The 25,135-nt window shown below is 43.1% G+C and carries 18 protein-coding genes; 1 reads left to right on the plus strand and 17 read right to left on the minus strand.

What is annotated here, in order from left to right; all coding sequences use genetic code 11:
- Positions 1–389: 389 nt before the first annotated feature.
- The 7 genes from KSK37_RS12900 to KSK37_RS12930 form a co-directional block, all read right to left on the minus strand.
- A complete protein-coding gene (locus KSK37_RS12900; protein ID WP_179209416.1) occupies positions 390–1,208 on the minus strand; it encodes a T9SS type A sorting domain-containing protein in 819 nt (272 codons plus the stop codon).
- Between the two features lie 281 nt (positions 1,209–1,489).
- Positions 1,490–2,284: a T9SS type A sorting domain-containing protein gene (locus KSK37_RS12905; RefSeq protein WP_217201955.1), complete on the minus strand. Its 795-nt coding sequence runs from the start codon at positions 2,282–2,284 to the stop codon at positions 1,490–1,492.
- 238 nt (positions 2,285–2,522) lie between these two features.
- Positions 2,523–3,863 (minus strand): T9SS type A sorting domain-containing protein, encoded by a 1,341-nt coding sequence (locus KSK37_RS12910; RefSeq protein WP_217201956.1) that lies wholly within the window; start codon positions 3,861–3,863, stop codon positions 2,523–2,525.
- Positions 3,864–3,919: 56 nt separating this feature from the next.
- The gene (locus KSK37_RS12915; RefSeq protein ID WP_217201957.1) at positions 3,920–7,138 is read right to left on the minus strand and encodes a pectinesterase family protein; all 3,219 of its coding nucleotides are present in this window, start codon (positions 7,136–7,138) and stop codon (positions 3,920–3,922) included.
- A gap of 95 nt (positions 7,139–7,233) precedes the next feature.
- Entirely contained in the window at positions 7,234–9,045 is a 1,812-nt protein-coding gene (locus KSK37_RS12920) for a RagB/SusD family nutrient uptake outer membrane protein (protein ID WP_217201958.1), read from the minus strand.
- Between the two features lie 19 nt (positions 9,046–9,064).
- Positions 9,065–12,061, minus strand: coding sequence for a SusC/RagA family TonB-linked outer membrane protein (locus KSK37_RS12925; RefSeq protein WP_217201959.1), 2,997 nt, complete (start codon positions 12,059–12,061; stop codon positions 9,065–9,067).
- Positions 12,062–12,065: 4 nt separating this feature from the next.
- A complete protein-coding gene (locus KSK37_RS12930; protein WP_217201960.1) occupies positions 12,066–13,550 on the minus strand; it encodes a glycoside hydrolase family 28 protein in 1,485 nt (494 codons plus the stop codon).
- A 184-nt stretch (positions 13,551–13,734) separates the two neighbouring features.
- Between KSK37_RS12930 and KSK37_RS12935 the strand changes: the two genes are divergently transcribed.
- Positions 13,735–14,757, plus strand: a complete 1,023-nt coding sequence (locus KSK37_RS12935; protein WP_217201961.1) for a LacI family DNA-binding transcriptional regulator — start codon at positions 13,735–13,737, stop codon at positions 14,755–14,757.
- 68 nt (positions 14,758–14,825) lie between these two features.
- Here KSK37_RS12935 and KSK37_RS12940 read toward each other — a convergent pair whose 3' ends face one another.
- From KSK37_RS12940 to kduI, 10 genes are read right to left on the minus strand one after another with little or no spacing between them, the layout of a single operon-like run.
- Positions 14,826–16,439 carry a UxaA family hydrolase gene (locus tag KSK37_RS12940; RefSeq protein ID WP_217201962.1) on the minus strand — a complete coding sequence of 538 codons (1,614 nt, stop codon included), beginning with the start codon at positions 16,437–16,439 and terminating at the stop codon, positions 14,826–14,828.
- A gap of 11 nt (positions 16,440–16,450) precedes the next feature.
- Positions 16,451–17,920 carry a tagaturonate reductase gene (locus KSK37_RS12945; protein ID WP_217201963.1) on the minus strand — a complete coding sequence of 490 codons (1,470 nt, stop codon included), beginning with the start codon at positions 17,918–17,920 and terminating at the stop codon, positions 16,451–16,453.
- Between the two features lie 2 nt (positions 17,921–17,922).
- Positions 17,923–19,455, minus strand: a complete 1,533-nt coding sequence (locus KSK37_RS12950; protein WP_217201964.1) for an MFS transporter — start codon at positions 19,453–19,455, stop codon at positions 17,923–17,925.
- Positions 19,456–19,476: 21 nt separating this feature from the next.
- Entirely contained in the window at positions 19,477–20,142 is a 666-nt protein-coding gene (locus tag KSK37_RS12955) for a bifunctional 4-hydroxy-2-oxoglutarate aldolase/2-dehydro-3-deoxy-phosphogluconate aldolase (protein ID WP_217201965.1), read from the minus strand.
- 10 nt (positions 20,143–20,152) lie between these two features.
- Positions 20,153–20,602: a NanQ anomerase/TabA/YiaL family protein gene (locus KSK37_RS12960; RefSeq protein WP_217201966.1), complete on the minus strand. Its 450-nt coding sequence runs from the start codon at positions 20,600–20,602 to the stop codon at positions 20,153–20,155.
- 12 nt (positions 20,603–20,614) lie between these two features.
- Entirely contained in the window at positions 20,615–21,655 is a 1,041-nt protein-coding gene (locus KSK37_RS12965; RefSeq protein ID WP_217201967.1) for a sugar kinase, read from the minus strand.
- A gap of 25 nt (positions 21,656–21,680) precedes the next feature.
- Entirely contained in the window at positions 21,681–22,007 is a 327-nt protein-coding gene (locus KSK37_RS12970) for a cupin domain-containing protein (protein WP_217201968.1), read from the minus strand.
- Between the two features lie 13 nt (positions 22,008–22,020).
- The gene (gene uxaC / locus KSK37_RS12975) at positions 22,021–23,421 is read right to left on the minus strand and encodes a glucuronate isomerase (protein ID WP_217201969.1); all 1,401 of its coding nucleotides are present in this window, start codon (positions 23,419–23,421) and stop codon (positions 22,021–22,023) included.
- 12 nt (positions 23,422–23,433) lie between these two features.
- Positions 23,434–24,219 (minus strand): gluconate 5-dehydrogenase, encoded by a 786-nt coding sequence (locus tag KSK37_RS12980; RefSeq protein WP_217201970.1) that lies wholly within the window; start codon positions 24,217–24,219, stop codon positions 23,434–23,436.
- Positions 24,220–24,221: 2 nt separating this feature from the next.
- Positions 24,222–25,064, minus strand: coding sequence for a 5-dehydro-4-deoxy-D-glucuronate isomerase (gene kduI, locus KSK37_RS12985; protein ID WP_217201971.1), 843 nt, complete (start codon positions 25,062–25,064; stop codon positions 24,222–24,224).
- Positions 25,065–25,135: the final 71 nt, after the last annotated feature.

A 25,135-nucleotide genomic window follows, 5' to 3' on the forward strand; every position in this document is an offset into this window, starting at 1 on the left:
TCATTCCGACTGGTTCAAGACCAAAAATCAGTTAATGAAACATTTTAGAATCGACCCTAACACCTTTAACTGTTATGAATAACGTTTAAAGCGATTCAGATAACCGATGTGTTACGGTAAAAAGACGCATCAAAAGCTACTTCCTGATTCAGAAACACTATGCGGAATAAAAGGTCTTTTTTGTTGTTTTAAACCATCCGCAACAGGAAAAGATATTAAATCCATACCATTATTTTCTACTCAATAATCACGGAACACAAAACTTCAAAAGGAGAAAGGTATTTCTAAATAGACTTGCCATAAAAAAATGCCCATGGATGTCCCACAGGCAACAAAAAAAACAGCATTCCGAAAAATGCTGCTTCCTGTATAAATAAATGATCCTAAATTTATTTCACGATAACCTTTTGGGATTTTACTCCTTTATCCGACTGTACGTTTACGATATAAACACCGGTTTTCAAATCAAAATTAACATCAGATTTGGTGTTAAGTGATTTTACCAGTCCGCCTGCGGTATTGTACACATTTACTTTGGTGTCGCCTGCTACTTTCGAAACGTGAACTCTGCTGCCTTCTGAGAAGATCACAGTGGAATTCTTATTTGCTGAAGTTTCAGAAGCAGCTAAAGTATTGGACGCTAAAGTGGTAATTACCGTAGCACCGCTCACCTCAATTTTGTAAAAATTAATCGCAGCATCAGTATAGATATAGAACGTTCCTGCTGATGGGATACTCGCAGTAAGAATCGCAGTATCAGCTGGCGTCGCAGAAGGACTTGTTGCCGCTGAACCGTAGAGCGTCATATCTCCGTTACTAACATAAGCTGTTCTTACAGCTCCTCCGCTTCCGCTCTTGTACCAAGCTTTTACAGTACATGCTCCATTCGTCTGAATGAAGAAATAACGTTGGGTCGGATGATAAGTTCCTGCAGATACAGCACCTCCCCCGTTGGTTTGAAATCTGTTTCCTGTACCGACATAACCGTCGGAAAAAGTAACCTGAGAAGAGTTGGTAATCGCCCCGAAATTGGAGTTGCTTGAAATAGGATTAAGTCCTAAGCCCGCTTTTACGATTGGCGTTGTCCCAATCCCTGCATTGATCGGCCAGTTGGTTGCATCATTACTGAAGTCCCATGAGGTAGTCTGCGCATTTGCAGAGAAAACCGACAGCAGACTTGCGAATGCAACAAGTAATGTTTTTTTCATAATTAATGAATTTAATAAGTTGATTTTTTTGTTATTCTGATTTAATACAATCGATTGCACAAATATAATAACTATTTTCATACCGACTTTAATTCTGCACAATTATTTTACATTCTTCCATAAAATGTAAGATCAGTTAAGGATTCAGAAGTAATTGTGCAGACCCCAGGGATCAACCTGAATTTCTCATATTCAGCACGCTGTCATTTTTGACAACAAAAAAAAGAAGCGGTATTCATCTGAATACCACTTCTTTATAAAACCAATAGCAAAATTTTGTATTATTTCACAATTACTTTCTGAGATTTTGATCCTTTTACGGATGTTGTATTGACGAGGTAAATACCAGGCTTCAGGTCAAACGAAACATCAGATTTCGAATGCAGAGAATTCACCAAAGCTCCATTCATGGTATACACCGAAATAGCGGTAGGAACTGAAACTTTTGAGACATATACAGTTTTACCGTTGGTGAATACTTTTTCCGCAGCCTGAGCACTCTCACCTGTCGCTAATGTGGTGGCAGTAACGGTAATCTTGGAGATATTACAGGCACTGTCTCCGTAGACATAAAGCCGTTCTGTACCTGCACTGGTTTTCTTTGCCGTGAAGATTTCTCCGGTACCTGCAGCATCAGTAATTCTCTGCCCTAAAACCGTTGAACCGTCAGTAACGAACACTGTTCTGGCAGAGCTGTTGCTTCCTGATCTGAACCACACCGTTACCGTAACGGGACCCGAAACATCAAAATAAAGATATCTTTGGCTCGGAGTGGTTGTAAATCCGCTGCTTGGATAACCTGCGCCGTTGAGCTGCAGACGGTTGACACCGGAATAACCGTCGGTATAAGTGTAAGATGTTGCAGTAATCGCCCCAAAATTGGTAATGGTTCCGTCACCCTTGCTGAAAAGTCCCAGCTGATCAATGGTTTTGTCGGCAACTCCGGTTCCGGAATTCAGCGGCCAGTTGGTGGTGTCATTTGCAAAATCCCAGGTTTTGGGAAGGGCAATCTGCGCTTTCATGGTGAAGGTGGTGCTCATCACCCCTACCAACATAAGAAGTAAGGTTTTTTTCATAAACATTTTTTTAAAGTACTGATTTGTTGTTATTTATATTTAATACAATCGATTACACAAATATAGATACTTTTTTGATTTTATTGGCTTTTTATTCACTTTTTTCTGCTGTTATTAAGCATCAAGCTTGCGGCTGGCGCAAAACCCCACGTCACAACATCCATAATATCTAAACATGTAGAAACAAAAAAGTGCATTCTCATTGGAATGCACTCATTGAAGAAAATTAAAATCCGTTTTAGTCTTTAATAAATTTTAAGGGAAAAGATTGGTCTCCAGCCCGCAGCCTTCCAAAATAAGTGCCTTTCGGAAGGTGAGCAACATCAACGGTCATCGTCTTACCAGAAGTATTCGGCACAGATCCTGAATAAACCTTCCTTCCTTCTGGGTTGTAGATTTCCAGATTCATCAGTCTGTTGCGATTGACCGGAAGTTCAATATTCAGTACATCCTTTACCGGTACAGGAAATAATTTTAACTCAGGAGTTTTTCCCGTGCTGCCTACTCCCATATTGGCACACTGTCCCGGCGTAATAACCCCGGACTCAGTCACCTGCAATGTCGCACCTGCGCCACAGCCAGGATCAGGCACGTAAGCAGCCACATTTTCTGTAGGAATGACGGTATATGCATAATTGGGCGGACTTACCGTACCGATATTGGACCCACCGCCGATCGCGCCAGCTCCGGAAAGGCTGTTGATATAATTTACGGCAATGCTGCCCCCGTCTGTGGACACATAACTTTTGAAAAATGTACTGATTTTAGCATAGTTTGTATTTTCAACATATACCGTGGAATTTTTAGTACCGCCGCCAAGACCTAACCCTACAGCACCGGAAACATTCGTGTTGTAATAGCAGTTCAGAATATGCAGCTCAGCATTCCTTGCGCGGGGCATCCTTTCCCGGCAACCGTCGGCCCAGTAACAGCTTTGATAGGTAATGCTGTAATGTCCGTCCGCAGGCGCATCTGTGGCACTGGAACCTACAAGATTCGAAAAACGGTGATCGTTGCTTCCGCCTACTCCCCCTGCAATAGGCGCCTTCAGGTAAGTAAATTTACACCACGAAATAGTGACATTGTCTGCAGATCCTACATTGTCAAAATTGCCGTCCTGCCCGTCCTGAAATTCACAGTGATCCACCCAGATATTGGTACCGCCTTGGTTGGTAAGGTTATCATTTCCGTTGATGTCGTAGGCACCGGGACCTACAAAAATCAGATTTCTGATGATAACATTATTAGAGCCGCTTTTCAAATTAAGAATCCCGGCACCGGTTTGGTTTTCATTAACCAGTTTAGCACCCGGCAGTCCGATAATAGATTTGTTGGTAATCACTGCGCTGATCTGCTGTCCTGAAGGAATCTGAATGGTTCCCGATACCAGAATGACCTTTGACCCAGCGGAAGTAATATTGGATCTTAAACTGGTAAAATCTGTCACTGTTACCGGAGCTGCATTGCCGCCACCCGTGGCCGCGGCACCAAATCCTTCAGGCGCTGCCTGATAGTAAACCTGACTGTTCATTACAGAAAATCCCATCAGCCAGATCATCATTAAAAATACCTTTCTCATACTAAGTTGTTTAAATTGAATGGATCAGATCCATTCTGCTTATATTTATTTAATTATTAATCAGTTCTCAGTTTTACCGACTTTGTTCCTTTTGAATTCTGAAGGTGGATCAGCCAAATTCCTGCCGGTAGTTCAAAACTACTGTCCGATGAAACAGCAAAAGACCTCATTAAGGAGCCGTTCACTGCATATACTTTTACGGCAGTGGTGTTTTTAACATCATCAATATATACGGTGTTTCTGACGGAAAAAACCCTGGTATCCAAAACAGGTTTCACTGAAGCGCTTCCCAAAACAGTTTCGGAAAACGGATCCCAGCCGTCATTCCCTTTGGTGAAATTCAGGGTGGTAATCGCGGTTCCGTCAGTAAGTTGTGGCAGCGTCAAAAATGTTGCCCAGGCAGCCCGGTTTCCTGAATTATTCACTCCGGAAACTTCAGTGGTCCCGTATTCATACATTCCGGACGAAGTTCCGCCAAGGGTATTTTGCCATCCAAGCGGCATAATAAGGGAAGTTCCGACAGATCCGGGGAAATCTGACACTTCAACAGTTGTATTATAAAATACGGCTTCACTGGTATTTGCAGCCCATGGACGTCCAAAATAACCGGGTTTCGAGCGGTAAACAGACGCGGTCTGAACCAGAGGCTGAGCACTGGTAACCTTACAGTTGTACATGAGGTATCCTCTTCCTGACGTCTGCTGTGGCGCGGTAATATAAGAAAGATCGCTGCCCTGGTCGCTCGTGTTCATCACCAGATTGGTCTGATAAAACACCGCCGTCATTCCTCCGAAAATAAAATCAACTGCACCCATAACATCACCTTTGTACAGGGCGACTCTCGCTCCCTGAGCTCCGTAAAACGAATCCTGACGTCCGACAATTCTGCAGTTTTTCAGGAAACTGCGGTCTCCGCTTCCGGTGATAGCAAGTGCAGCAGCTCTTTCTACAAGGGATTTATTCTGAACGGAAGTGTTTTTCAGATCCGTCGGTCTGGCACCAGGACTTCCTGAAGTCCACGGCACCACTACATCCTGCGATTCTTTTGCTGAAACATATTGGTTGAATGAATTCTCGAAAATAATGCCGTCAGCTTCGAATCCTTTTGCATTCACGACCACTGTGGCATTCCAGAACGAACCGTTGGTGGTTCCGGAACCAGCGTTGGCGTATGAAAAACTTCCGTTCTCTTTATTGACATTAAGAACTTCCTGACTCCATTTCTGGTTGCTGCCCATTGAATAATAATGATATCCATGTCCGTAATAAGAGGTGATGCGCACGGCATTGGGTGAAATATCAGTTCCTTTGTTCAGAATGGCAGTATCGGGAGAACCGGCCGCATTTTTCAAGGTGATATTCGGCTGAGATACCACAAGCATCTCTTCATAATTTCCCGGATCAACCAGTACCGTGACTCTTTGGGTATCATTTCTGCTCATATTGGAAACAGCATTTAAAGCGGCATTAATGGTTTGAAACTGCTTCCCGGATCCTACGGTAATTTCAGAGGCATACGCAACATTCTGAACGGTACGGATTTCAGTGAAATACGAAGTAGATCCTGCAGCGCCGCCAACGGTGATGGTCACGTTTCCGGGAACGGATCCCGGATAAACATACTCAGCCCATTCCGTTATGGATGTTGAATTGGAAGCGGTAGAATAAGTCGCACCGCCTTCGATCGAGAAGTTAGCAGAGTAATAATAGGAAACAATCACCTTCTGTCCCGGATTTACCGGAACTAGGATCGTCGCCCCTGGTTTTGCCGTTAAATGACCGGATGCAGGCACTGTTGTAACCTGTCCGTTAAGCTGCATCCCTTTATAATAAACAGTGGTAACAGAATTAACTTGCTGATCATCAAAAGACCACACATTCACCGGATTAAAAACCAGATTTTTGGACGCCGGAGCGCCGTTGATATTCAGGTTTGAAGCAAGTGCAAGTTCCACGGGAAAATTATTCAAACCCGAAAACGAAATGCTGTATTTACCGTTTCTGAGGTTAATATTGGAAAGATCCGAAAAACTGTATGAGTATCCCGTTTCGTTAATATTCGTAAAACTAAGATTCAGTGCATTCTGCTGTGTGGGATTTAAACCCGAAACATTTAAACTCACCAAATATTGAGGTTTGGGGCTGAAATTAATTGGAAATGTCGTATTACCCGCTACCGTTATAATATTATTGGTGATTTGAAAATCATTGACTCCCTGTGATGAAATGGTATACTGCACCCCCGGAACAAGCTGCACCGAATAAGTGGAATTTGCCGTATTGATAACAGGATTCGGAACATAAATGCTTCCGCTTCCTGCATCCGGAGTGAACGTTAATCCTGCATTGGTAATGTTACCGCCTAAACCGGTAATACTTCCGCTAACTTCAGCCAAACTTACCGACGAAACCGAAATCAGATGCGTGAATGTTGAGGACGCTCCCACTGTGCTGAATGTTTCCCCTGTCGTGATAATATATCCGCTCGCATTGGCGAGACTTACGGTATAGGAATAACCGACCGGCAGATTAATCTGATAAGCATTCGAATTCACAGGAACATTCCAGGTTTTTCCAGCCACATTGGTGAAAACCAGGGAATATCCCGCAGGAATCCCACTGGCCTGACTCACATCTATGTTTCCGGAAACACTGGTATATACCGCTGCTTTCCTGTAAATCCTGTAGAAACTGGCTTTGGCCAGTGCATCATAAATAAAATAATTCCCCGCAGTTTTTGCAACAAAATTAGCTTCTGTTACCGCACCGGATGCAGCAGTGGTTGACACATTATCACTTTGCGAAGCCGGATTGGATGCATAACTGAAAGTCAGCTTTCCGGCGGTATCACCTCGGGCAATCACTTTAATTTCATCATCTTCATTAAGATTGATTTTAAAATATCTTGCGTTCGGCTGCCCTGCGGTAACAGTAGGGATAGCGTTGCAATAAAGGCGCCCGTTATAACCGGTAACCGATGCGATATTTTCATCATATCGGGTTAAAGCAGTATTGGTCGTTCTTAATCTGTCATTGTTTCCGCCGGTCCAAACCAGGTCTACAGCTGTAAAATTTGCAGGAAAGACGTTTGCTGTACTGGAACTTCCGGGCGTTATCACCGGATTGTACCAGGAATTAATAACGTTGGCATTCAGTCTATTGTTGTACTGAGCAGCATCAAGCTGCTGTCCTCCAAAATCCCATACATCGGTAAGCTGTCCGAAAACGCTCATCACCGGGAAAAGGAGAAAGAACAAGTAGAAGTTTTTTTTCATAATTATATTTTTGAGATTGGTATAAAAAAAATTGCTGTCTGATTCTTATGAAATGTAAGAACAGACAGCAATTGATACTGATTTATAAATATTTTCTAGTAACCATAGTCATTGGTGAGCGTATTGTTACTTGCGTCAAGAAATACCTGCCAGATTGGCCAGAATTGTCTGGTATCCGGATTTTTTCTGTAAAGTGCAGCGATCTTGGAATCTGAAAGTGCAGTCCAGTCCACGGACAGCCAGCCCGCACCCGGATCTGAAGTTTCCCCTCTGTTCAGTCCGTAAATAATCAGTGTTTCTTTGTCTGCGGCGTATTTGTAATAAAGTACACTTGGAACATCTGCATAAGCGCCAATTCTGTTTTTCAGATCTGTCATCGCGAGTTTTGCTTCGGCCATTTTCGCACCAAGAAGGTTCCAGCGGATCAGTGCCTGTCTTCTTTCCATTTCACCGGTAAATTCAAATTCATGTTCCTTTACTATTGCATTAAACATTGCAGTTTTACTGGAAAGTGAATTTACGTAAGCCTCCACTTTTACCGCCTGATCTGCAGGTGAGAAAGCACGCTTGCGAAGCATCTTCAGATAAACCGCAGCGGAAGCGGGACCTTCGAGTTCATTGGCTGTTTCCGCGGCCATCAATACGACTTCACCGTAACGCATATACATTTTGTTAACACCGTCATCATTCGTTGAAGTTACTCTTCTGTTCATCCACTCGTATCTGTATTTACCAAAATACCAGCGGTTTAAAACTCCTAACTCCTGTTTTGCCGTAGGAAAACCATTGGTAAGCACTGTAGAACTTGGGTTTCCCCATTTGTACGGAACGCAGGTAACATCTCTGCGAAGATCTTTCACATCATAGTTGTAGAAAACGGTAGGGAGCGGACCGCCCTGTCCACCTTTATTGGAACCGTTTGCCTGATACTGGTCCACATTGGCATGGTTAACCGCGAAGGTAAATAACATTCTACCTCTACCTGCGCCGAAGGGGATTTCCCAAAGAGATTCTCCACCAGCGGCGGTATTTTCCTGATTGTATTTTTTCCAAAGTCCTTCAAACGACGGTTCCAGTTTTGCGGTTCCGCTATTGATCACATCCCTGCTTTCCTGCAAGGCCAAAGTGTACATTTTCTGCACGGAAAGTTCTGGATCGTTACTTCTTCGTACACCATCGGGATATTGCTGATATCCGGAAGCCGCCAAGGCCAGTCGTGCGCGCAGTCCTTTTACAAAAGCTTTATTAATTCTTTCAACAGAGGCTGTTGCAGCATTGCCATTGGGCCAGGGAACCAGCGTTTCAGCTTCGCCAAGATCTGCAATAATCTGTTTGTAAATAATATCTCTGTTGGATTTTGGCAAGTAAACAGTTTCCGGACTGATCGGTTCGAATCTTGCGGGAACATCACCCCAGGCTTTTAAAAGGTCGGCATAATAAACCGCGCGTAAAGTAAGAGATTCTCCCAGAAGATATCCCAGTTCAGAACCCGGAGTTGGATTCCCATAAGTTCTTAAACCACGAATACAGATGTTGGCTCTTTCAATCCCCGCATACATTCCTGTGGCCCAAACATTAGTAACTTTGTTCATTTCACTGTTGTTCGGCTTTGCATCATAAGTCGCCAAATCCGCTTTATCATTGGAGGTAGATTCCGAAGAGTTGTACCATTCCGTATCGGTATTCATACCGTACCATGGCAAAAAACGCCCGCGGTAGGATTCGGTGTCACCAAAAGGAATTTTTACACCGTCCACTGCACCGGCTGCCAAACCTGGCGTAGAGAAGATCTTAGCTTCATCTAAAGACGAGGGAGATTCCGTGGTGAGAAAATCATCGGCTAAATTGGAGCAGGACGCAAAAAGAGAGGTGAGCGCGAGTCCTGATATTATTAAATAATTTTTCATTTTAAATTGAATTTAGTAATTAGAAATTGACATTTAATCCCAAAACATACATTCTGCTTTTTGGATAAGGCGAATAATCAACACCAGGAGTTAAAGCTGTTTTCCTTCTTGTAGAAACTTCAGGATCTAAACCGGAATATTTGGTTAAGACAAAAACGTTGTTGGCAGTAGCGTAAATCCTGATTTTCGACAGACCGATCTGTGAGGTGAAAGACTGCGGTACGCTGTATCCCAGCGTTAAGGTATTTAATCTGAGGAACGAACCATCTTCGATCGCCCAGTCTGTAAGGACAAACCGCTGCATAAACGGGGACCACATGGTGGTGTTCGCGTTCAGGGCTGCAAGCGCAGTAGGATCTGTAACTAAACTACCGGTATTAGGATCAATATTCGTCCATCTTACACCGTCCATCTGCTCAGTTGTTAAATTCCGGAACTGACCGTTTGGCGAGGAAGGAGTTGAACTTGTATTTTCGATTTTATTGGCATTGTAAATATCATTTCCAACGGTAAAGTTAAAAGCTGCTCCAAAATCAAAATTCTTATAAGTTGCGTTTAAATTAAAACCGCCGGAATATTTTGGATTGGTATCAGCGATGATTGTTCTGTCTAACGCATCAACTTTCCCGTCGCCATTCAAGTCGCGGAGCTTCATGGAACCCGGACGTACCGCACCTACAATAACAGAAGAATTCACTACACCCGCTTTCAGCGTATATGCACCTGTTGTAGAGTTGTAATCAAAATCTGAAACTTCATACCTCCCATCATTGAGATAGCCATAAATCTGTCCGATCGGTTCGCCCACTTTTAACTGATATTCGGCGCCGATCGCGGGATTCCAGCCGCTCGGGTAGTATTGAGAAACCAGAGGTCCCAGATCATTAATTTTATTTCTGTTTACACCAACATTCAGAGAGAAGTTCACCGTAGTGTCTCCTTTCCGAAGTACATCAACACTTACGGAAGCTTCAATCCCTTTGTTTTCGTTTTCGCCAATGTTTTGGTATTGCCCGTCGTAACCGGAACCTGGCAATGGGAATAAAATTAGAAGGTCTTTGGTGAGATTTTTATAAAGCTCGACCGAACCGCTTATCCGACCCTTGAATAAATCGAAGTCGATACCGAAGTTCTGAGTTACGGTATTTTCCCATCTAAGATCTGAATTATAGAGAATTTTATCGACGGCCCAGTAATTCGTTACATTATTGATCCAGCTGCTTGGCAAGTTCGAAAATGTTTGAATCTGCTGACCTGCAGGAATGTTGTTGTTCCCCGCTTCGCCGTAGCTCAACCGGAATTTCAGGAGATTCATCCAGGCTACATCTTTCAGGAAACTTTCTTCATTAGCTTTCCAGGCAAATGCAAGGGAAGGGAAGTATCCCCATTTGTTATCCGTAGAAAATTTACTGGAACCATCGGCTCTCATAGTAGCGGTGAATAAATACCTGTTTTTGAAGTCGTAATTCACACGGCCAAAGAAAGACAGTAAACGGTCATCGGGATCGGTTACGTTTCCAACAGATTGCGGAATTCCCTGTGTAGTAATATTCAGAGCATCATTAAAGGTGAAGAATTTTGGGAAACCATGAACTACATTTGTAACTGTAGTTCTTTGGCTAAGGATCATTTCCTGACCGAGCAGTAAATTAAGTTTATGGTCAGAACTCAACATCCCTTTGAAATCATAACTCAAGGTATTTGAGTTTCTAAATCTGCGGTCTTCTCGGTTATTGGTAACCAAAGCCGGCATTCCCTGGAATGCTGCCAACGGCACGTTTTTTACGTAATACGTTCCTTTTCCGTAGAAGCGTGCATCTTTGTAGCGGGTAAAATCTACACCGAGATCAGATTTAAACTGAAGGTTTTTAATGATCTTATAACCGATGCTTCCCTGGATATTGTAATTTCTTCTTTCCTGTGTACGATCGTTATCAGAAACCGAAGTGTAGGGATTGATCAGCGTGTCATCTTCGGTATCGTCAGCATCTTCTACCGTTAAACCCGGAACGTAAAATGGTGTATACAATACGGAGTTTTTTAATCGGGAATCGGAGGAAGAAGATTCATTCTGTTCATTGGTTCCACCCCCATGAATCACGGTGTTGGAATGACGCAAAGTTACCGAAAGATCTAACTTATCCATCGGTTTGCTTTTCAAGTTAAAGGCAATATTTTCTCTTTTCAGATCAGAACCGAGCATAATTGCGTTTTCGTCATATCTTGCCAGGTTGATGTTGTAACTCGTTTTCTCGCTGCCTGCTCTAATGGAAATGTCGTTGCTTAAAACTGTACCAGTGCGGCCATAAATTTCTTTTTGCCAGTCGATCGGTGTTGCGGCTGCAAAATTTCCGATTTGGCTGTAGGGTCCAAAATATTTGGTATACTTATCCATCGAATTGTCCAGTGTGGCATATTCGTATTGCCATTTCACATAATCCAGTGGCGAGAGCACATCCAGCCTGTTTGCTTTTTCTTTAAAACCGCTGTAAGTATTAAAGTTAACTTGAATTTTTCCTGTTTTACCACTTTTTGTAGTGATCAGAATTACACCGTAAGCTCCTCTTGAACCGTAAATTGCAGTAGAAGAGGCATCTTTCAGCACGGTTAAACTTTCAATATCCGAAGGTGAGATATCCGACATGCTGTTCACCGGAAAACCATCAACAATAATAAGTGGTGAACTGTCCTGCGTAATTGAACCGCCCCCACGGATCCGGATACTTACCTCGGAGTCGGGTGAACCCTCAGTCGTGGTGATTTTCACACCGGCAATTTTTCCGGTAAGCGCTTCGGCCACGTTTGAAACCGGAATTTTAACCAGATCCGCACCTTTCAGGTTGGAGACAGAACCCGTAAGATCACCTTTCTTTGCAGTACCGTAACCGATCATGATCACCTCTTCTATCTTCTTTTCTTTGAGAGCAGTATCCTGTACTTTCTTCTGTGCACTCATGTTGATTCCAAGAAAAAACATGGCTGCAATGCAGGTTACTGTGGTTGTATTTCTCTTCATATAATTATTTTTTATAGTCCGGAATATATTCGGTTTTCACACCGTTGATTGTTGTATTGATGAGTTTCAGATTCTCCACAGACTTTACATTGAAATTTGCTTTCACTTTGTCGATGGTGACATTTTTAAAGGTGATGTTCTGAATCTTTGAGTTTTCAAGACCTTCCGCAAAAATGGCATATTTACCGCCGTTTTTTACGGTGACGTCTTCGAGGAGAATGTTTCGGATCTGCGGAATGGCATTTCCGGTACGGTTCGAATAGTCTTTGTAATTCATCGTAATATGAAGAACAGCTTCCTTTACTTCTCCTACCGTGATATTCTTAACATAGAGCCCGTCTACCGTTCCTCCTCTTACTGAATTTGTTTTTAAGCGGATCGCTCGGTCCAGTTCCGGTGAATCCATGTGGTTGTTATACACAAATACGTTTTTCACGCCTGCCGACATTTCGCTTCCGATGACAACACCGCCGTGACCGTCGATCATTTTGCAGTCTCTGACGATGATATTTTCTGTCATAATTCCAACTCTTCTTCCCTCTTCATCTCTTCCTGCTTTAATGGCGATACAGTCGTCTCCGGTATTGAATACTGAGTTTTTAATCAGAACATTCTGTGAATATTCCGGATCGCAGCCGTCATTGTTCGGGCCGTGACTTTTAATATGCACCCCGTCAACAATCACATTTTTGCTTTTCATAGGATGAAGAATCCAGAACGGGGCGTTGATGATGGTGACTCCCTGAATCAATACATTCTCACACTCGAAAGGCTCGATAAAGTTGGGACGAAGATATCTGCCGTTCCCGAAAGTCCTTTGGGAAACCGGCACATTTTTGTCTGCCATTTCCATTAATGCGGGAAGATTATTCTCGTCCAGCTGGCTGGGCATTCCCTTTTGAAAACCGTAGGCTGCGCTGCCTTTCCATGTCCACCAGTTATCATTGCCGGCCTGTCCGTTAAGCGTGCCTTTTCCGGTAACTGCAATGTTTTTTTTGTTATTGGCATAAATCAGCGGCGAATAGTTCATCAGCTCCATTCCTTCAAAAGAAGTGTGAACCAAAGGATAAAAATCATCCGGATTGGTACTGAAAAGAATCTCGGAACCTTCTTCAAGATGAAGATTCACATTGTTTTCAAGATGGATCGGTCCGCTCAAAAATTTACCTGCCGGAACAATCACTTTTCCGCCTCCGTTTTCAGAGCAGGCTACAATTGCCTTTCTGATGCTTTCAGTAGCCATTGTTTTGCCGTCCGCGATTGCACCAAAATTCAGAATATTGTAACTTGCATTACGGAATTTCGGTTCTTTGATTGATTTTTCAAGCTGCACCATTCTTTCCATCGGGAAGCGGTCAACGGCCAGATTCTCATCAGACTGTGTTTTTTTGATTCCGCATCCGTAGATAAAAGCTAATGCAGAAACCGCAAGGACCAAAATAGATGCCCGCGATTTAGTACTGTTCACGCTGTTAATAAGATTATTCATAAATTATTAATGTAATCGATTACAAATATATATAAATTTATTCATAGATTTACCAAATAAAAAATCTTTTTTATTTACTTTTGCGCAATACTTCCGGGAGAAAACATCTGCTGCTTTAAAAAAAAGTCGTAAAATTGTATGTTGCTGAAGGTCAGGGATTATTTTTTGAACCAAACTCATTTTAATGAATAATAAAGTTACTATTTACGACATCGCCAAAGAACTGAATATCACCGCTGCAACGGTTTCCAGAGCGCTGAACGGGAATCCGAATATCAGCGAGAAAACACGAAATAAAGTGCTTGCCAAGGCGAATGAAATGGATTACAAACAGAACAAACTGGCTCTGGCACTCAAAAGCGGTAAAAGTAACTACATTGGGGTAATTGTCCCCAGAATCAATACCAATTTTTTCGGATCCGTGATCCGTGGTCTTGAAGAGGAACTCAATGTGAAGGGCTACAGCATCATCATCTGTCAGAGTCATAATGACGAAAAACAGGAGGCAAAAAACATTGAAACGCTCATCGATTCCCACGTAGACGCCATTTTCATATCTTCTTCCAGTAAAAGCTCCGCAGCGCTGCAGAAAATACTGGACAGTAAAATCCCGCTGATCTTCTTTGACAGACGCAAAATTATGGACAATGTAAGTTCCGTAACCATTGACGATTATGCGGGCGGATATCTCGCGACCAAACATCTTATTGACACCGGTTGCAAAAAAATTGCACACATTGTTTCCGGACCTATCGAACTTGAAATCTTCAGGGAGCGTCACAGAGGCTATCAGCAGGCATTGGCTGATCATAATATCGATTACAGAAAAGAGTGGGTTTTAAAGACTAACAGTAGCATTGAAGAGGGTAAAAGAGCGGTTGACATCCTGTTCAGCCTGCCGGAAAAGCCCGACGCTATATTTTCTGCCAGTGATTTTGTTGCACTGGGTGCTATACAGGAACTGCAGGCCAGAAACATTAAAGTTCCGGATGAAGTTTCTGTGATCGGTTTTGCAAATGAGCCTTTTACCGATTTCCTCGAACTTTCGATCACTACAGTGGACCAGTTCCCTCTCGAAATGGGTAAAACCGCAGCCCGGGTATATCTGACACAGGGAGGCAACGGGGAGGAAGACGGAAACATTCAGAGAAAAGTAGTGCTGGAACCGAAACTGATCCTCAGAAAATCAACTAAGAATATTCAATAAAAACATCCCATAAAATAAAATCCGTTTAAATAATTTAAACGGATTTTTTATGAAAAATATAACCTGAATTATAATGAAACTCCGCGTTTCCACGGGATAAAGACATCCTGTTTCAGCACATCGGCCTTGGTTTCTACCAGTCCGCTGGCGAGGTCGATGATATAATCTACAATTTCTTCCCCCACTTCCTGAATGGTTTTTTCTCCGGTGATTACCGTTCCGGCATTGATATCGATGATATCCGGCATTTTTTCAACCACAGTGGTGTTTGAAGCAATTTTCACTACAGGTGCAATCGGATTTCCCATCGGATTTCCTAAACCGGTTGTAAACAGAACTACAGTTGCTCCCGCTCCTACCAGTCCGGTGGTGCATTCAGCGTCATTTCCCGGGGTATTTAAAAGATTCAGTCCGGGTTTTGAAATATATTCGCCGTAATCGAGCACATCAACGATAGGTGCTGTTCCGCCTTTTTTGGCAGCTCCCGCAGATTTCATCGCATCAGTAATCAGTCCGTCTTTGATATTTCCCGGGGACGGATTCATATCAAATCCTGAACCTGCGTCCACCACCGATTTTTCAAAGGCTTTCATCAGACTTAGGAATTTATCTGCTTTTTCCGCATCAACACATCGGTTCATGAGTTCCTGCTCTACTCCGCAAAGTTCAGGGAACTCCGCTAAAATGGTTTTTCCGCCAAGCGCTGCAAAAATATCCGAAACTATACCCAGTGCAGGGTTTGCCGAAATACCGGAAAATCCGTCGGAACCCCCGCATTCCAGACCAATGCTCAGTTTGGAGAGCGGTGCAGGCTGTCTCTGGATCTGGTTGGCGCGTTTAATGGCTTCAAACGAATCTTTAATCACCATCTGGAACATCTTATCGGTCGTCCCGATCTGCTGCTGTTCATAAATAAGCACTTCCTTGTTGCTGTCCGGACTCATTTCCCTCAGCGCATCACGGAAAATATCGATCTGTAGATTCTGGCAGCCCAAACTCAATACGGTAGCTCCCGCAACGTTCGGATTGTTCACATATCCTGCAAGCAGTTTTGCAAGCAGTTCAGAATCCTGTCTGATACCGCCGCATCCGCCCTGATGATTGATGAATTTCACTTCAATATTGTCAAGCAGATGGGTGTCCGGTTCTTTTGCTGCAACTTCTTCAACGCTTTTTTCTTCAATCAGCGAACGCAGAAACCGTTTATAGGTATCTTCTTTTTTAGGCAGTAGTTCGTTTTCAAAAATTTCTTTGAGCTTCTCGATATTCTTGTTTTCACAGAAAACTAGCGGAAAAAAGAGCCACACATTTTTGGTCCCAACCTGTCCGTCAGCACGGTGATATCCCATAAAGGTGCGGTCTTTCCAGCGGTCCACATTAGGGATATTCCACCCAAGTGTATCGTTTTTACCGGAAACTTCTTCACTTTGATGTTTTACGTTTTCGGTGGTAATTACTTCTCCCTTTTTGATCGGCAGGCAGGCTTTCCCCACCAGAACACCGTACATCATGATGCTGTCGCCGGGTGCAAAGTCTATTTCAGCCATTTTATGTTTGGCTTTCACAAGAGTCTGCGCGGTAAAATCAGTTCCTTCAAATTTTACAGTTTCCCCCTGGGACACGTCTGCCAAAGCAACCAGCACATTATCTTTAGGGTTTACCTTAATGAGTTTGTTTTCCATGATTTTAAATTTTAAGAAAAATGACTGATGAAATTCTGATATCCTTTTTCAATACCGTTTTCTTCAGCATTTTTTATCGCATAAGTGATCGCGCTGTGCAGACCGGGAATACTGTTAAGGTCTTGATCCCAGAATCCGGTGTTCGCCAGAATTTCTTCTACCGTCGCTTCCAGACTGGTGTTTTTCCAGGCTTGATCAAATGTTTCTACAATATCTTTAGAATCCTTCACCGGCAAAGATTTCCCGTTCCAGCTTCCTTTATAGTAACGGATCATACATGCAAAACCAAAAACCAGGTGATAAGGCAGTTTTCCGTTCTTTTCAAAATATTCAAGAATCGTCGGAAGCACCCTAACTTTAAACTTGGATACAGAATTTAATACAATATCCGAAAGCTGATGACGGATGAACGGATTTCTGAACCGGTCCAGAACTTCTTCTGTAAAGCTTTTCAGTTCTTCCTTATCCATGTCCAGCGTAGGTACAATTTCGTTGAATGCGATTTCACTAACATACTTCATCGTGAAAGGGCTTACCACGGTTTCCTGTACGGTTTCATTGCCATACATCATGGAGAACGGAACCATCGCAGTATGAATACCGTTGAGAATCCTCACTTTTCGGTTGCGGTACGGCTGCATGTCGGACACAATTTTTACATCCAGACTGGTTTTGTCGAAAGGTAATTTTTCTTTTAACTGGTCATCGCCTTCAATCACCCAAAGGAAAAAAGGTTCGGCGGTGACCATGAATTTATCCTGATAATCAAGTTTATTGCTGAATTCTTCCTCTTCATCTCTCGGATATCCGGGAACAATTCTGTCCACCAGAGTATTATGGAAAGTACAGGCTTCATTGATCCATGCGGCAAAGTCTGCTTCAAGCTTCCAAAGTTCGCAATACTGCAGAAGGACTTTTTTCAGCGTATCTGCATTATGGTTGATCAGTTCACACGGAATGACCGTTAAACCTTTGCTGCGGTCGCCTTTAAAGTGATTGTATCTTTCGTAAAGTACGGCAACCACTTTGGCGGGAAAAGATTTCGGACTTTCTTCAGAAAGCACGTCGCTATCCACAAATTCGATTCCGGCTTCTGTCGTATTGGAAATGATAAATTCCAGACTGTCAAGTTTTGCAACATCCAGAAGTGCCTTAAAATCTTTGTAAGGATTGATGCACTTTACAATATTATCGATCAGGTGATTTTCCTGAATTTTCTTTCCGTTTTTAATTCCGTTCAGGAAAACAGTGTATAAGGCATCCTGTTCGTCCAGTTGCTCAACCATTCCTCCGGGAAGCGGCTGCACGACGGCTACGCCGGCATTGAAACCAATTTCTTTGTTAAGGGTATGAAAAGCATAATCTACAAACGCTCTTAAAAAATTTCCTTCTCCAAACTGAAGAATTTTTACCGGCAGTTCGGCTCCGCTACCATAAGCTTCACGGTTTAATCTGGGTTTGGTATTAGTATCTGTTGTCATTATTAATCTTTTATTACTTTATATTTTGGAACTAAGCCTTTCATTACAAACCATGCGACAAGATAAGCGACGGCACAGATGGAGAAAATAATCATGTAACCGGTATTGATTCCGTCGGAAATCACCGCTCCTGAAGCCTTGAGATTCGCAAAGAAATCATCAGGAATTCTTTCGGTATTGAACTGCGGATATTTCTGAAGCAAAGGAACGCCGTCAACAGTGGTCCAGTTCTTATGGGAAAAATCGAATAATACACCGGAACCTTTATTGATCAGGAACGAGCCGATTCCTCCCGCCATTCCGCCAATTCCTGTTACAGTTGCGATGGCTCTTTTAGGGAACATATCACCAACGGTGGAAAAAATATTGGCTGACCACGCCTGATGCGCGGCTCCTGCAACTCCGATGATTAAAACCGGAATCCAGTAACTGAGGTGCCCGCCCGGCTGAGCCAAAAGTGCAAGGAGTGGGAAAAATGCAAAAATCAGCATCGCACGCATTCTTCCTGCATAAGGATCAAGTCCTAGTTTATTCACAAAATATTTTGGAAGCCAGCCGCCAATAATCGCAAGCAGCGTAATGACGTAGAGTACGAACAGCGGTAAAGCACTTTCGGTACTGTCCATTCCGTACACAGAGCTTAGATAAGCCGGTGTCCAGAACAGGTAAAACCACCACACACCGTCCGTCATGAACTTTCCGAAAGCAAATGCCCAGGTTTGTCTGTATTTAAAACATTCTTTAAAAGTGAATTTTTTACCAATGCCTTCACCGTTTTCATTTACAGCCTGGTCATCATGATCCTGCTGAATGTAATCAAGTTCACACTGGTTTACTTTTTTGTTTTGATGAGGCTTTTTATAGTAAAATATCCAGAATCCCATCCATACGAAACCTAATGCTCCAATAATGATGAATGCCATTTCCCAGCCATAAGCTTTCGCGATAAACGGAATACTTACGGGCGCTGCCAAAGCTCCTACGGTCGCACCGGCATTGAAAATACTGGTGGCGAACGCACGGTCTTTCTTAGGAAAATATTCTGCTGTTGTTTTAATTGCTGCAGGAAAGTTACCGGCTTCCCCAATCGCAAGAACGAAACGCGCAAAAATAAACAGGGTAACACTGGTGCTGATCACAAGCGATACATTGTTCACGGTTGCAATCGATTCTTTTGCTCCTTCAAAACCTACGAACCAGTTTCCTGTAAGCATCCCTGAAGTCGCAATTCCGCAGAATGCATGAAGAACCGCTCCGATGGACCAGATAAAAATGGCCCAGAGAAATCCTTTCTTGGTATCCATCCAGTCGATAAATTTCCCGGCAAACATCATACTTACCGCATAGAAAATAGAGAACAGCGCCGTGATGTTACCGTAATCGGTATTGTCCCAGTGGAACTCGGGCTGCAGATAATCTTTCCAGGTAAGGGAAAGCACCTGCCTGTCAAGGTAATTGATAGTCGTGGCAAAGAAAAGCAAAACACAGATGGACCATCTGACATTGGTAGACTTGGTATTCGTACTCTGATTCATGAGCTAAGTTTTTAAATCTGTTTATGCATTTTTTACCGACTGCACGGTTTCCAGAACCTTTCTGGTTTCAGATTCCATTTCGGAATAATTCTGTTCGGACATCAGTTTTTTACTGATCAGCTTACTTCCCATTCCTACTGCTGAAACGCCGGCTTTGAACCAGCCTTCGATGTTTTCACGGGTGGTATCCACGCCGCCTGTGGGCATAAATAACAGATTCGGGAAGATATCTTTTATTCCGCTTAAAAAATCAGGGCCGAGCATATTCCCCGGGAAAAGTTTGATAAACTTCACGCCCGCATTTTCTGCCGCGATGATTTCAGTAGGCGTCATACAGCCCGGGCTGTAAAACTTGTCCTGGCTGATAAGAAATTCTGCAACTTCCGGTACAAAACCCGGACTGATAAAGAAATCAGCGCCGGCTTCCACAAAATCTTTGGCCTGCTGAAGGTTTTTGATGGTACCGATTCCCAGAAGCAGATCCTGCATTTCGGAATCTCTGGTTTCCACCATTTTTTTGAAATTATTCAACGCGGCTTCACCACGGTTGGTATATTCTACGGCACGGATTCCGGCGCGGTAAATCGCACGCAGGGTTTCAATGGTTACCGTTGCATCGGCATTGAAATATAAGGGCAAGATTCCCTGCTTTACTACGGCATCGGAAACTTTCTGAATATTGCTCATTTGATCTGAATTAAATTTTTACTTTAAATACTAATTTCCTGATTTCATCATCACCAATCATCGGTGCATGGACGTCATCCGGATAAAAAATCACAAACTGACGGTCTTTTAAACTGAAAAACATATCCGGCTCGTCCTCAAAAAAGAGAACATCCTTTGCCGGATCATACTCGCCTTTCGGTGAAGCGCAGGTTTCGCGGGGTTTCCACCCGATAGTTTCATTACCTTTTACACAAACCTGAATGTCGATATTGGTATTGTGACATTCAAATTTCTTTAAACTTTCTTCTGCGGTTTTTCCGGTTTTCTGGCTGACAATTACTTTCAGCCCTTCTTCGATCTGTACCGTTCCGTCTGGCAAAGCCATCAGATCATTTTCCTGAATAAATTTAAAAGCACTCGAAAACAAAGGATGCAGCCCGAAATATTTCTCCGCGTTATGTAGTGAATCTATAATCATTGTTAAAGAATTTTATCTTGCAACACGTCCGGAAGCGTCGCCGCCCATCAGTTTGGTTACTTCATCTACGGTCACCAGGTTGGCATCGCCTTTAATGGTATGTTTAAGACATGAGGCGGCTACCGCGAAATCCAGTGCGTTCTGGTCATCCTCAGGATAAGTCAACAGTCCGTAGATCAGTCCGCCCATGAAAGAGTCTCCTCCGCCGACACGGTCAACGATATCGGTGATCTGATACTGTCTTGTCTGCAGCATTTCCTTACCGTCATATAAAACTCCGGCCCAGGTATTGTGGGAAGCCGAGATGGAACCTCTTAACGTAGTAATTACTTTTTTGGCTTTCGGGAACTTCTGCATCATCTGCTGACAAACGGATAAAAACGCTTCCGCCTTTACATCGTGACCGTGAGTCTGCACCGCCGCACCGTCGGGTTTGATACCGAAATGCATTTCCGCGTCTTCTTCGTTTCCGAGGATGATGTCGCAGTAAGAAGTAAGTTCGGTCATGATTTTTTCTCTGTCTCCGCCATATTTCCAGAGTTTGGCTCTGTAATTCAGGTCGGTGGAGATGGTAAGTCCAAGTTTGCTTGCAGCTTTTACAGCTTCAAGACACACATCAGCCGAACTCTGTGAAATCGCCGGCGTAATTCCGGTCCAGTGGAACCATTCCGCTCCTGCAAAAACCTCTTCCCAGTTCACCATTCCCGGCTGAATTTCAGCCATCGCGGAATGGGCTCTGTCGTAAACCACTTTGCTTCCTCTGGAAACAGCACCGGTTTCAAGGAAATAAATTCCCAAACGGTCTCCGCCCCAGACAATTTTATCTACACCTACGCCTCTTTTACGCATCTCCATCATAGCGCACTGGCCGATATCGTTTTTTGGCAAACGGGTTACGAAATCTACAGGAATTCCATAATTCGCCAATGATACTGCTACATTGGATTCGCCTCCGCCGTAAACAACATCGAAATTATCAGCCTGCGAAAATCTTAAAAATCCCTGTGGTGCAAGCCTAAGCATTATTTCACCGAAAGTAACTACTCTACTCATCTGTATATATTTTTAATGTATAATTTTATCTGTTTAAAAAGTCTTCACGCATTGGGCTGAAAGACTCGATTAGAACGCCGTCTTCCAGGCAGACAACACCGTGCATAATATCGGTGGGCAGGAAAAATGAATCTCCTGTTTTCAGAACTTTTTTATTTTCTTCGATCTGAACTTCAAATGATCCGGAAGCGATATAAGCGGCCTGCGAATGAATATGCTGATGCAGTTTGCCAATTCCGCCTTTTTTAAAACGCACAATGGTCAGCATCAGTGAATCATCAAAACCGACAACTGCCCGGTCTAAATTTTCATCGATTTTCTCCCACTTATAATTGCTTTGCTCTAAAAACATTTGGTTTTAAATTTTAGAAATTGAAATATTCTTTCGCATTGTGATAACTGATGTCCGAAACGATTTTGCCAATCCATTCCATATCATTCGGAAGTTCACCCCGCTGGATTTCATCACCGAGAAGATTACAGAGTACACGTCTGAAATATTCATGTCTTGGGAAAGAAAGGAAACTTCTGGAATCCGTCAGCATCCCGATGAAACAGCTTAAAAGTCCCATATTGGAAAGGGCATTCATCTGTTTCGTCATGCCGTCTTTCTGATCCAGAAACCACCAGCCGGAACCGAACTGTACTTTTCCTTTTACACTGCCGTCATTGAAGTTCCCGATCATGGTCGCGAATACTTCATTATCAGCAGGATTAAGATTATAAATAATTGTTTTGGTCAGTTTGTCATTAGAATCCAGACGGTTTAAGAAGGCGGAAAGCTGCCGTGCCTGAGAAAGATCGCCGATGGAATCCCATCCTGTATCAGGTCCGAGAATTCGGTGCATTCTCGCATTATTATTTCTCAGAGCTCCAAGGTGGAACTGCTGCACCCAGTCAAAACTGTGGTAAGATTCTGCAAGGAAAATAAGGATTGCGCTCTGGAATTTCAATGCTTCCTCCCCGGAAATCTGATCTCCGTCTCTGCGTTTTCTGAATATTGCCGAGATTTCATTTTCTGTAAATTCTGCGGAAAAAATCTGGTCAAGCCCGTGATCGGAAAGCCTGCATCCGTTGTCGTTGAAATAAGAAATTCTTTTGGTTAAAGCTTCACACAGATCGGCGTAGGTATTGATCTCAATTCCTGCAGCCTCAGCCAAAGTATTCACATATTCATTATAGCCTTCATTCTCAATCAGGATCGCTTTGTCCGGCCTGAAAGCAGTGCTTACTTTAATATTGAAATCGCTTGCTGCTATTTTTTTGTGGTGCTCTAAGCTGTCCACAGGATCTTCCGTAGTACACACCAGTTCAGCATTCATTTTCCTCAAAAGGTTTTGCGTGCTGTATTCGGGCGAACTGATCTTTTCAGAAGCTTCGGCATAGATTTTCTCTGCCGTATTTTCATTCAGTAAATCATAGATATCGAAATATCGCGCCAGTTCCAGATGCGTCCAGTGAAACAGAGGATTCCTCAGCGTGTAGGGAACTGTTTTTCCCCACTGAAGAAATTTGTCTTTTGCAGCCGCATCTCCGGTAATGAAATTTTCATTCACCCCTAAAGTCCGCATTGCGCGCCATTTGTAATGATCACCGTTGATCCAGGCTTCTGTAATATTTCCGAAAACATGGTTATCCGCAATCAGTGCCGGTGAAAGGTGATTGTGATAATCAATAATCGGCTGGTTTTTCGAAAAGTTGTGGTACAGCTCTTCGGCATATTTGTTTTCAAGGAGAAAGTTGTCGTGAATAAAATTTGTTTTCATTTTTAATAATGATTAATCTTCATTCGAAGGTTTTCCGATGGTGGCTAAAATTCCGCCATCTACATAAATAATCTGTCCGTTTACAAAATTGCTGGCTGCCGATGCGAGAAAAACCGCAGCACCGCCCAGATCTTCCGGATTTCCCCATCTTCCCGCAGGAGTTCTGCTGATGATGAATTCATTAAAGGGATTTCCGTCGACGCGGATAGGCTCAGTCTGCGAGGTCGCAAAATAACCCGGACCGATTCCGTTAACCTGAATATTATGCTTAGCCCATTCTGTCGCCAGGTTTCTGGTGAGCATTTTTAAACCTCCTTTTGCGGCGGCATAGGCGGAAACACTGTTTCTTCCGAGCTCGCTCATCATGGAGCAGATATTGATAATCTTGCCTTCATTTCGCTCGATCATCTGTTTCGCAACCAGTTGAGACATAACAAAAGGCCCTACAAGATCCACATCGATCACACGTCTGAAATCTGTAACCGACATAGAAATGGCCGGCTCACGTTTGATAATTCCGGCATTATTCACCAGAATATGGATTCCTCCGGCTTCTTCAGTAATCAGATCTACATATTTCGCGGCTTCATTTTCGTCGGTAACGTCAAAAAGATATCCTTTTGCGTCATAACCTTTGGAGTGATAGTAAGCCAAGGCATCCTCCATTTTCTGCGGCGTAGTGCCGGTGATGAGGAGTTTTGCACCAGCGATTGCCAGAGCTTCAGCCATCGCCATTCCGAGACCGTGTGTGCCGCCGGTAATGAGCGCATTTTTATTTTTTAAACTGAATAATTCCATGTTTATCTTAATTCGTTGGGAGCACAGATATCCATATCGCCGTAATCTAAATTTTCACCTGCCATTCCCCAGATAAAGGAATAGTTGGAAGTGCCCGCTCCGCTGTGGATCGACCATTCCGGTGATAATACCGCTTCGTTGTTCTGCATGAAAATATGTCGCGTCTGTTGTGGCTCGCCCATAAAATGGGAAATCGTCTGCCCTTCTTCCAGATCGAAATAGAAATAAGCCTCCATTCTTCTGGAATGGGTGTGCGCAGGCATCGTGTTCCAGATATTTCCGGGAAGCAGCTCTGTAAGCCCCATCTGAAGCTGGTTGGTTTCAACAATGCTGTTGACGATCAGTTTGTTCAGAACTCTCCGGTTGGCTGATTTTTCTTCACCAAGCTGAATCACTTCTGCATTTTCTTTTCCAACTTTTTTGGTCGGAAATTTTTCATGAGCAGGAGCAGAATTAAGATAAAACAAAGCTGGATTGCTGCTGTCTTTACTTACAAACAATACCTCCTTCACTCCTTTTCCGATATAAAGCGCTTCTTTTTTGTCAAGTTCGAACACTTCGCCGTCTGCATGTACCTCTCCGCTTCCGCCTACATTGATGATTCCGAGTTCTCTGCGGTCGAGGAAGTTTTCGGACTTAAGGTAAGGGATGGTTTCAAGGGTAAGTTTTTCATTGATCGGCATTGCACCGCCCACAATGAATCTGTCATACATGGAATACACAAGATTCACCTCGTTCTCCGTAAAAAGATTCTGCATTAAAAACTCGCTGCGGAGTTTATCGGTATCATAGGATTTTACATCTGCAGGATTCGCTGCGTACCTGAAACTGAAATTGGTCTTCATAATAATTATCTGTAATCGATTACACAAAGATATATATTTTTTTTAAATGGGGAGAAAATTTTCTCTAAAAA

It is taken from the genome of Kaistella soli, assembly GCF_019038595.1.
Taxonomy (GTDB): Bacteria; Bacteroidota; Bacteroidia; order Flavobacteriales; family Weeksellaceae; genus Kaistella; species Kaistella soli.

What these genes read in the sequence shown, in the direction of transcription:
- KSK37_RS12900 (WP_179209416.1), bottom strand. Translation starts at nt 1,208, where the DNA reads ATGAAAAAAACATTACTTGTTGCATTCGCAAGTCTGCTGTCGGTTTTC.
- KSK37_RS12905 (WP_217201955.1), bottom strand. Translation starts at nt 2,284, where the DNA reads ATGAAAAAAACCTTACTTCTTATGTTGGTAGGGGTGATGAGCACCACC.
- KSK37_RS12910 (WP_217201956.1), bottom strand. Translation starts at nt 3,863, where the DNA reads ATGAGAAAGGTATTTTTAATGATGATCTGGCTGATGGGATTTTCTGTA.
- KSK37_RS12915 (WP_217201957.1), bottom strand. Translation starts at nt 7,138, where the DNA reads ATGAAAAAAAACTTCTACTTGTTCTTTCTCCTTTTCCCGGTGATGAGC.
- KSK37_RS12920 (WP_217201958.1), bottom strand. Translation starts at nt 9,045, where the DNA reads ATGAAAAATTATTTAATAATATCAGGACTCGCGCTCACCTCTCTTTTT.
- KSK37_RS12925 (WP_217201959.1), bottom strand. Translation starts at nt 12,061, where the DNA reads ATGAAGAGAAATACAACCACAGTAACCTGCATTGCAGCCATGTTTTTT.
- KSK37_RS12930 (WP_217201960.1), bottom strand. Translation starts at nt 13,550, where the DNA reads ATGAATAATCTTATTAACAGCGTGAACAGTACTAAATCGCGGGCATCT.
- KSK37_RS12935 (WP_217201961.1), top strand. Translation starts at nt 13,735, where the DNA reads ATGAATAATAAAGTTACTATTTACGACATCGCCAAAGAACTGAATATC.
- KSK37_RS12940 (WP_217201962.1), bottom strand. Translation starts at nt 16,439, where the DNA reads ATGGAAAACAAACTCATTAAGGTAAACCCTAAAGATAATGTGCTGGTT.
- KSK37_RS12945 (WP_217201963.1), bottom strand. Translation starts at nt 17,920, where the DNA reads ATGACAACAGATACTAATACCAAACCCAGATTAAACCGTGAAGCTTAT.
- KSK37_RS12950 (WP_217201964.1), bottom strand. Translation starts at nt 19,455, where the DNA reads ATGAATCAGAGTACGAATACCAAGTCTACCAATGTCAGATGGTCCATC.
- KSK37_RS12955 (WP_217201965.1), bottom strand. Translation starts at nt 20,142, where the DNA reads ATGAGCAATATTCAGAAAGTTTCCGATGCCGTAGTAAAGCAGGGAATC.
- KSK37_RS12960 (WP_217201966.1), bottom strand. Translation starts at nt 20,602, where the DNA reads ATGATTATAGATTCACTACATAACGCGGAGAAATATTTCGGGCTGCAT.
- KSK37_RS12965 (WP_217201967.1), bottom strand. Translation starts at nt 21,655, where the DNA reads ATGAGTAGAGTAGTTACTTTCGGTGAAATAATGCTTAGGCTTGCACCA.
- KSK37_RS12970 (WP_217201968.1), bottom strand. Translation starts at nt 22,007, where the DNA reads ATGTTTTTAGAGCAAAGCAATTATAAGTGGGAGAAAATCGATGAAAAT.
- uxaC (WP_217201969.1), bottom strand. Translation starts at nt 23,421, where the DNA reads ATGAAAACAAATTTTATTCACGACAACTTTCTCCTTGAAAACAAATAT.
- KSK37_RS12980 (WP_217201970.1), bottom strand. Translation starts at nt 24,219, where the DNA reads ATGGAATTATTCAGTTTAAAAAATAAAAATGCGCTCATTACCGGCGGC.
- kduI (WP_217201971.1), bottom strand. Translation starts at nt 25,064, where the DNA reads ATGAAGACCAATTTCAGTTTCAGGTACGCAGCGAATCCTGCAGATGTA.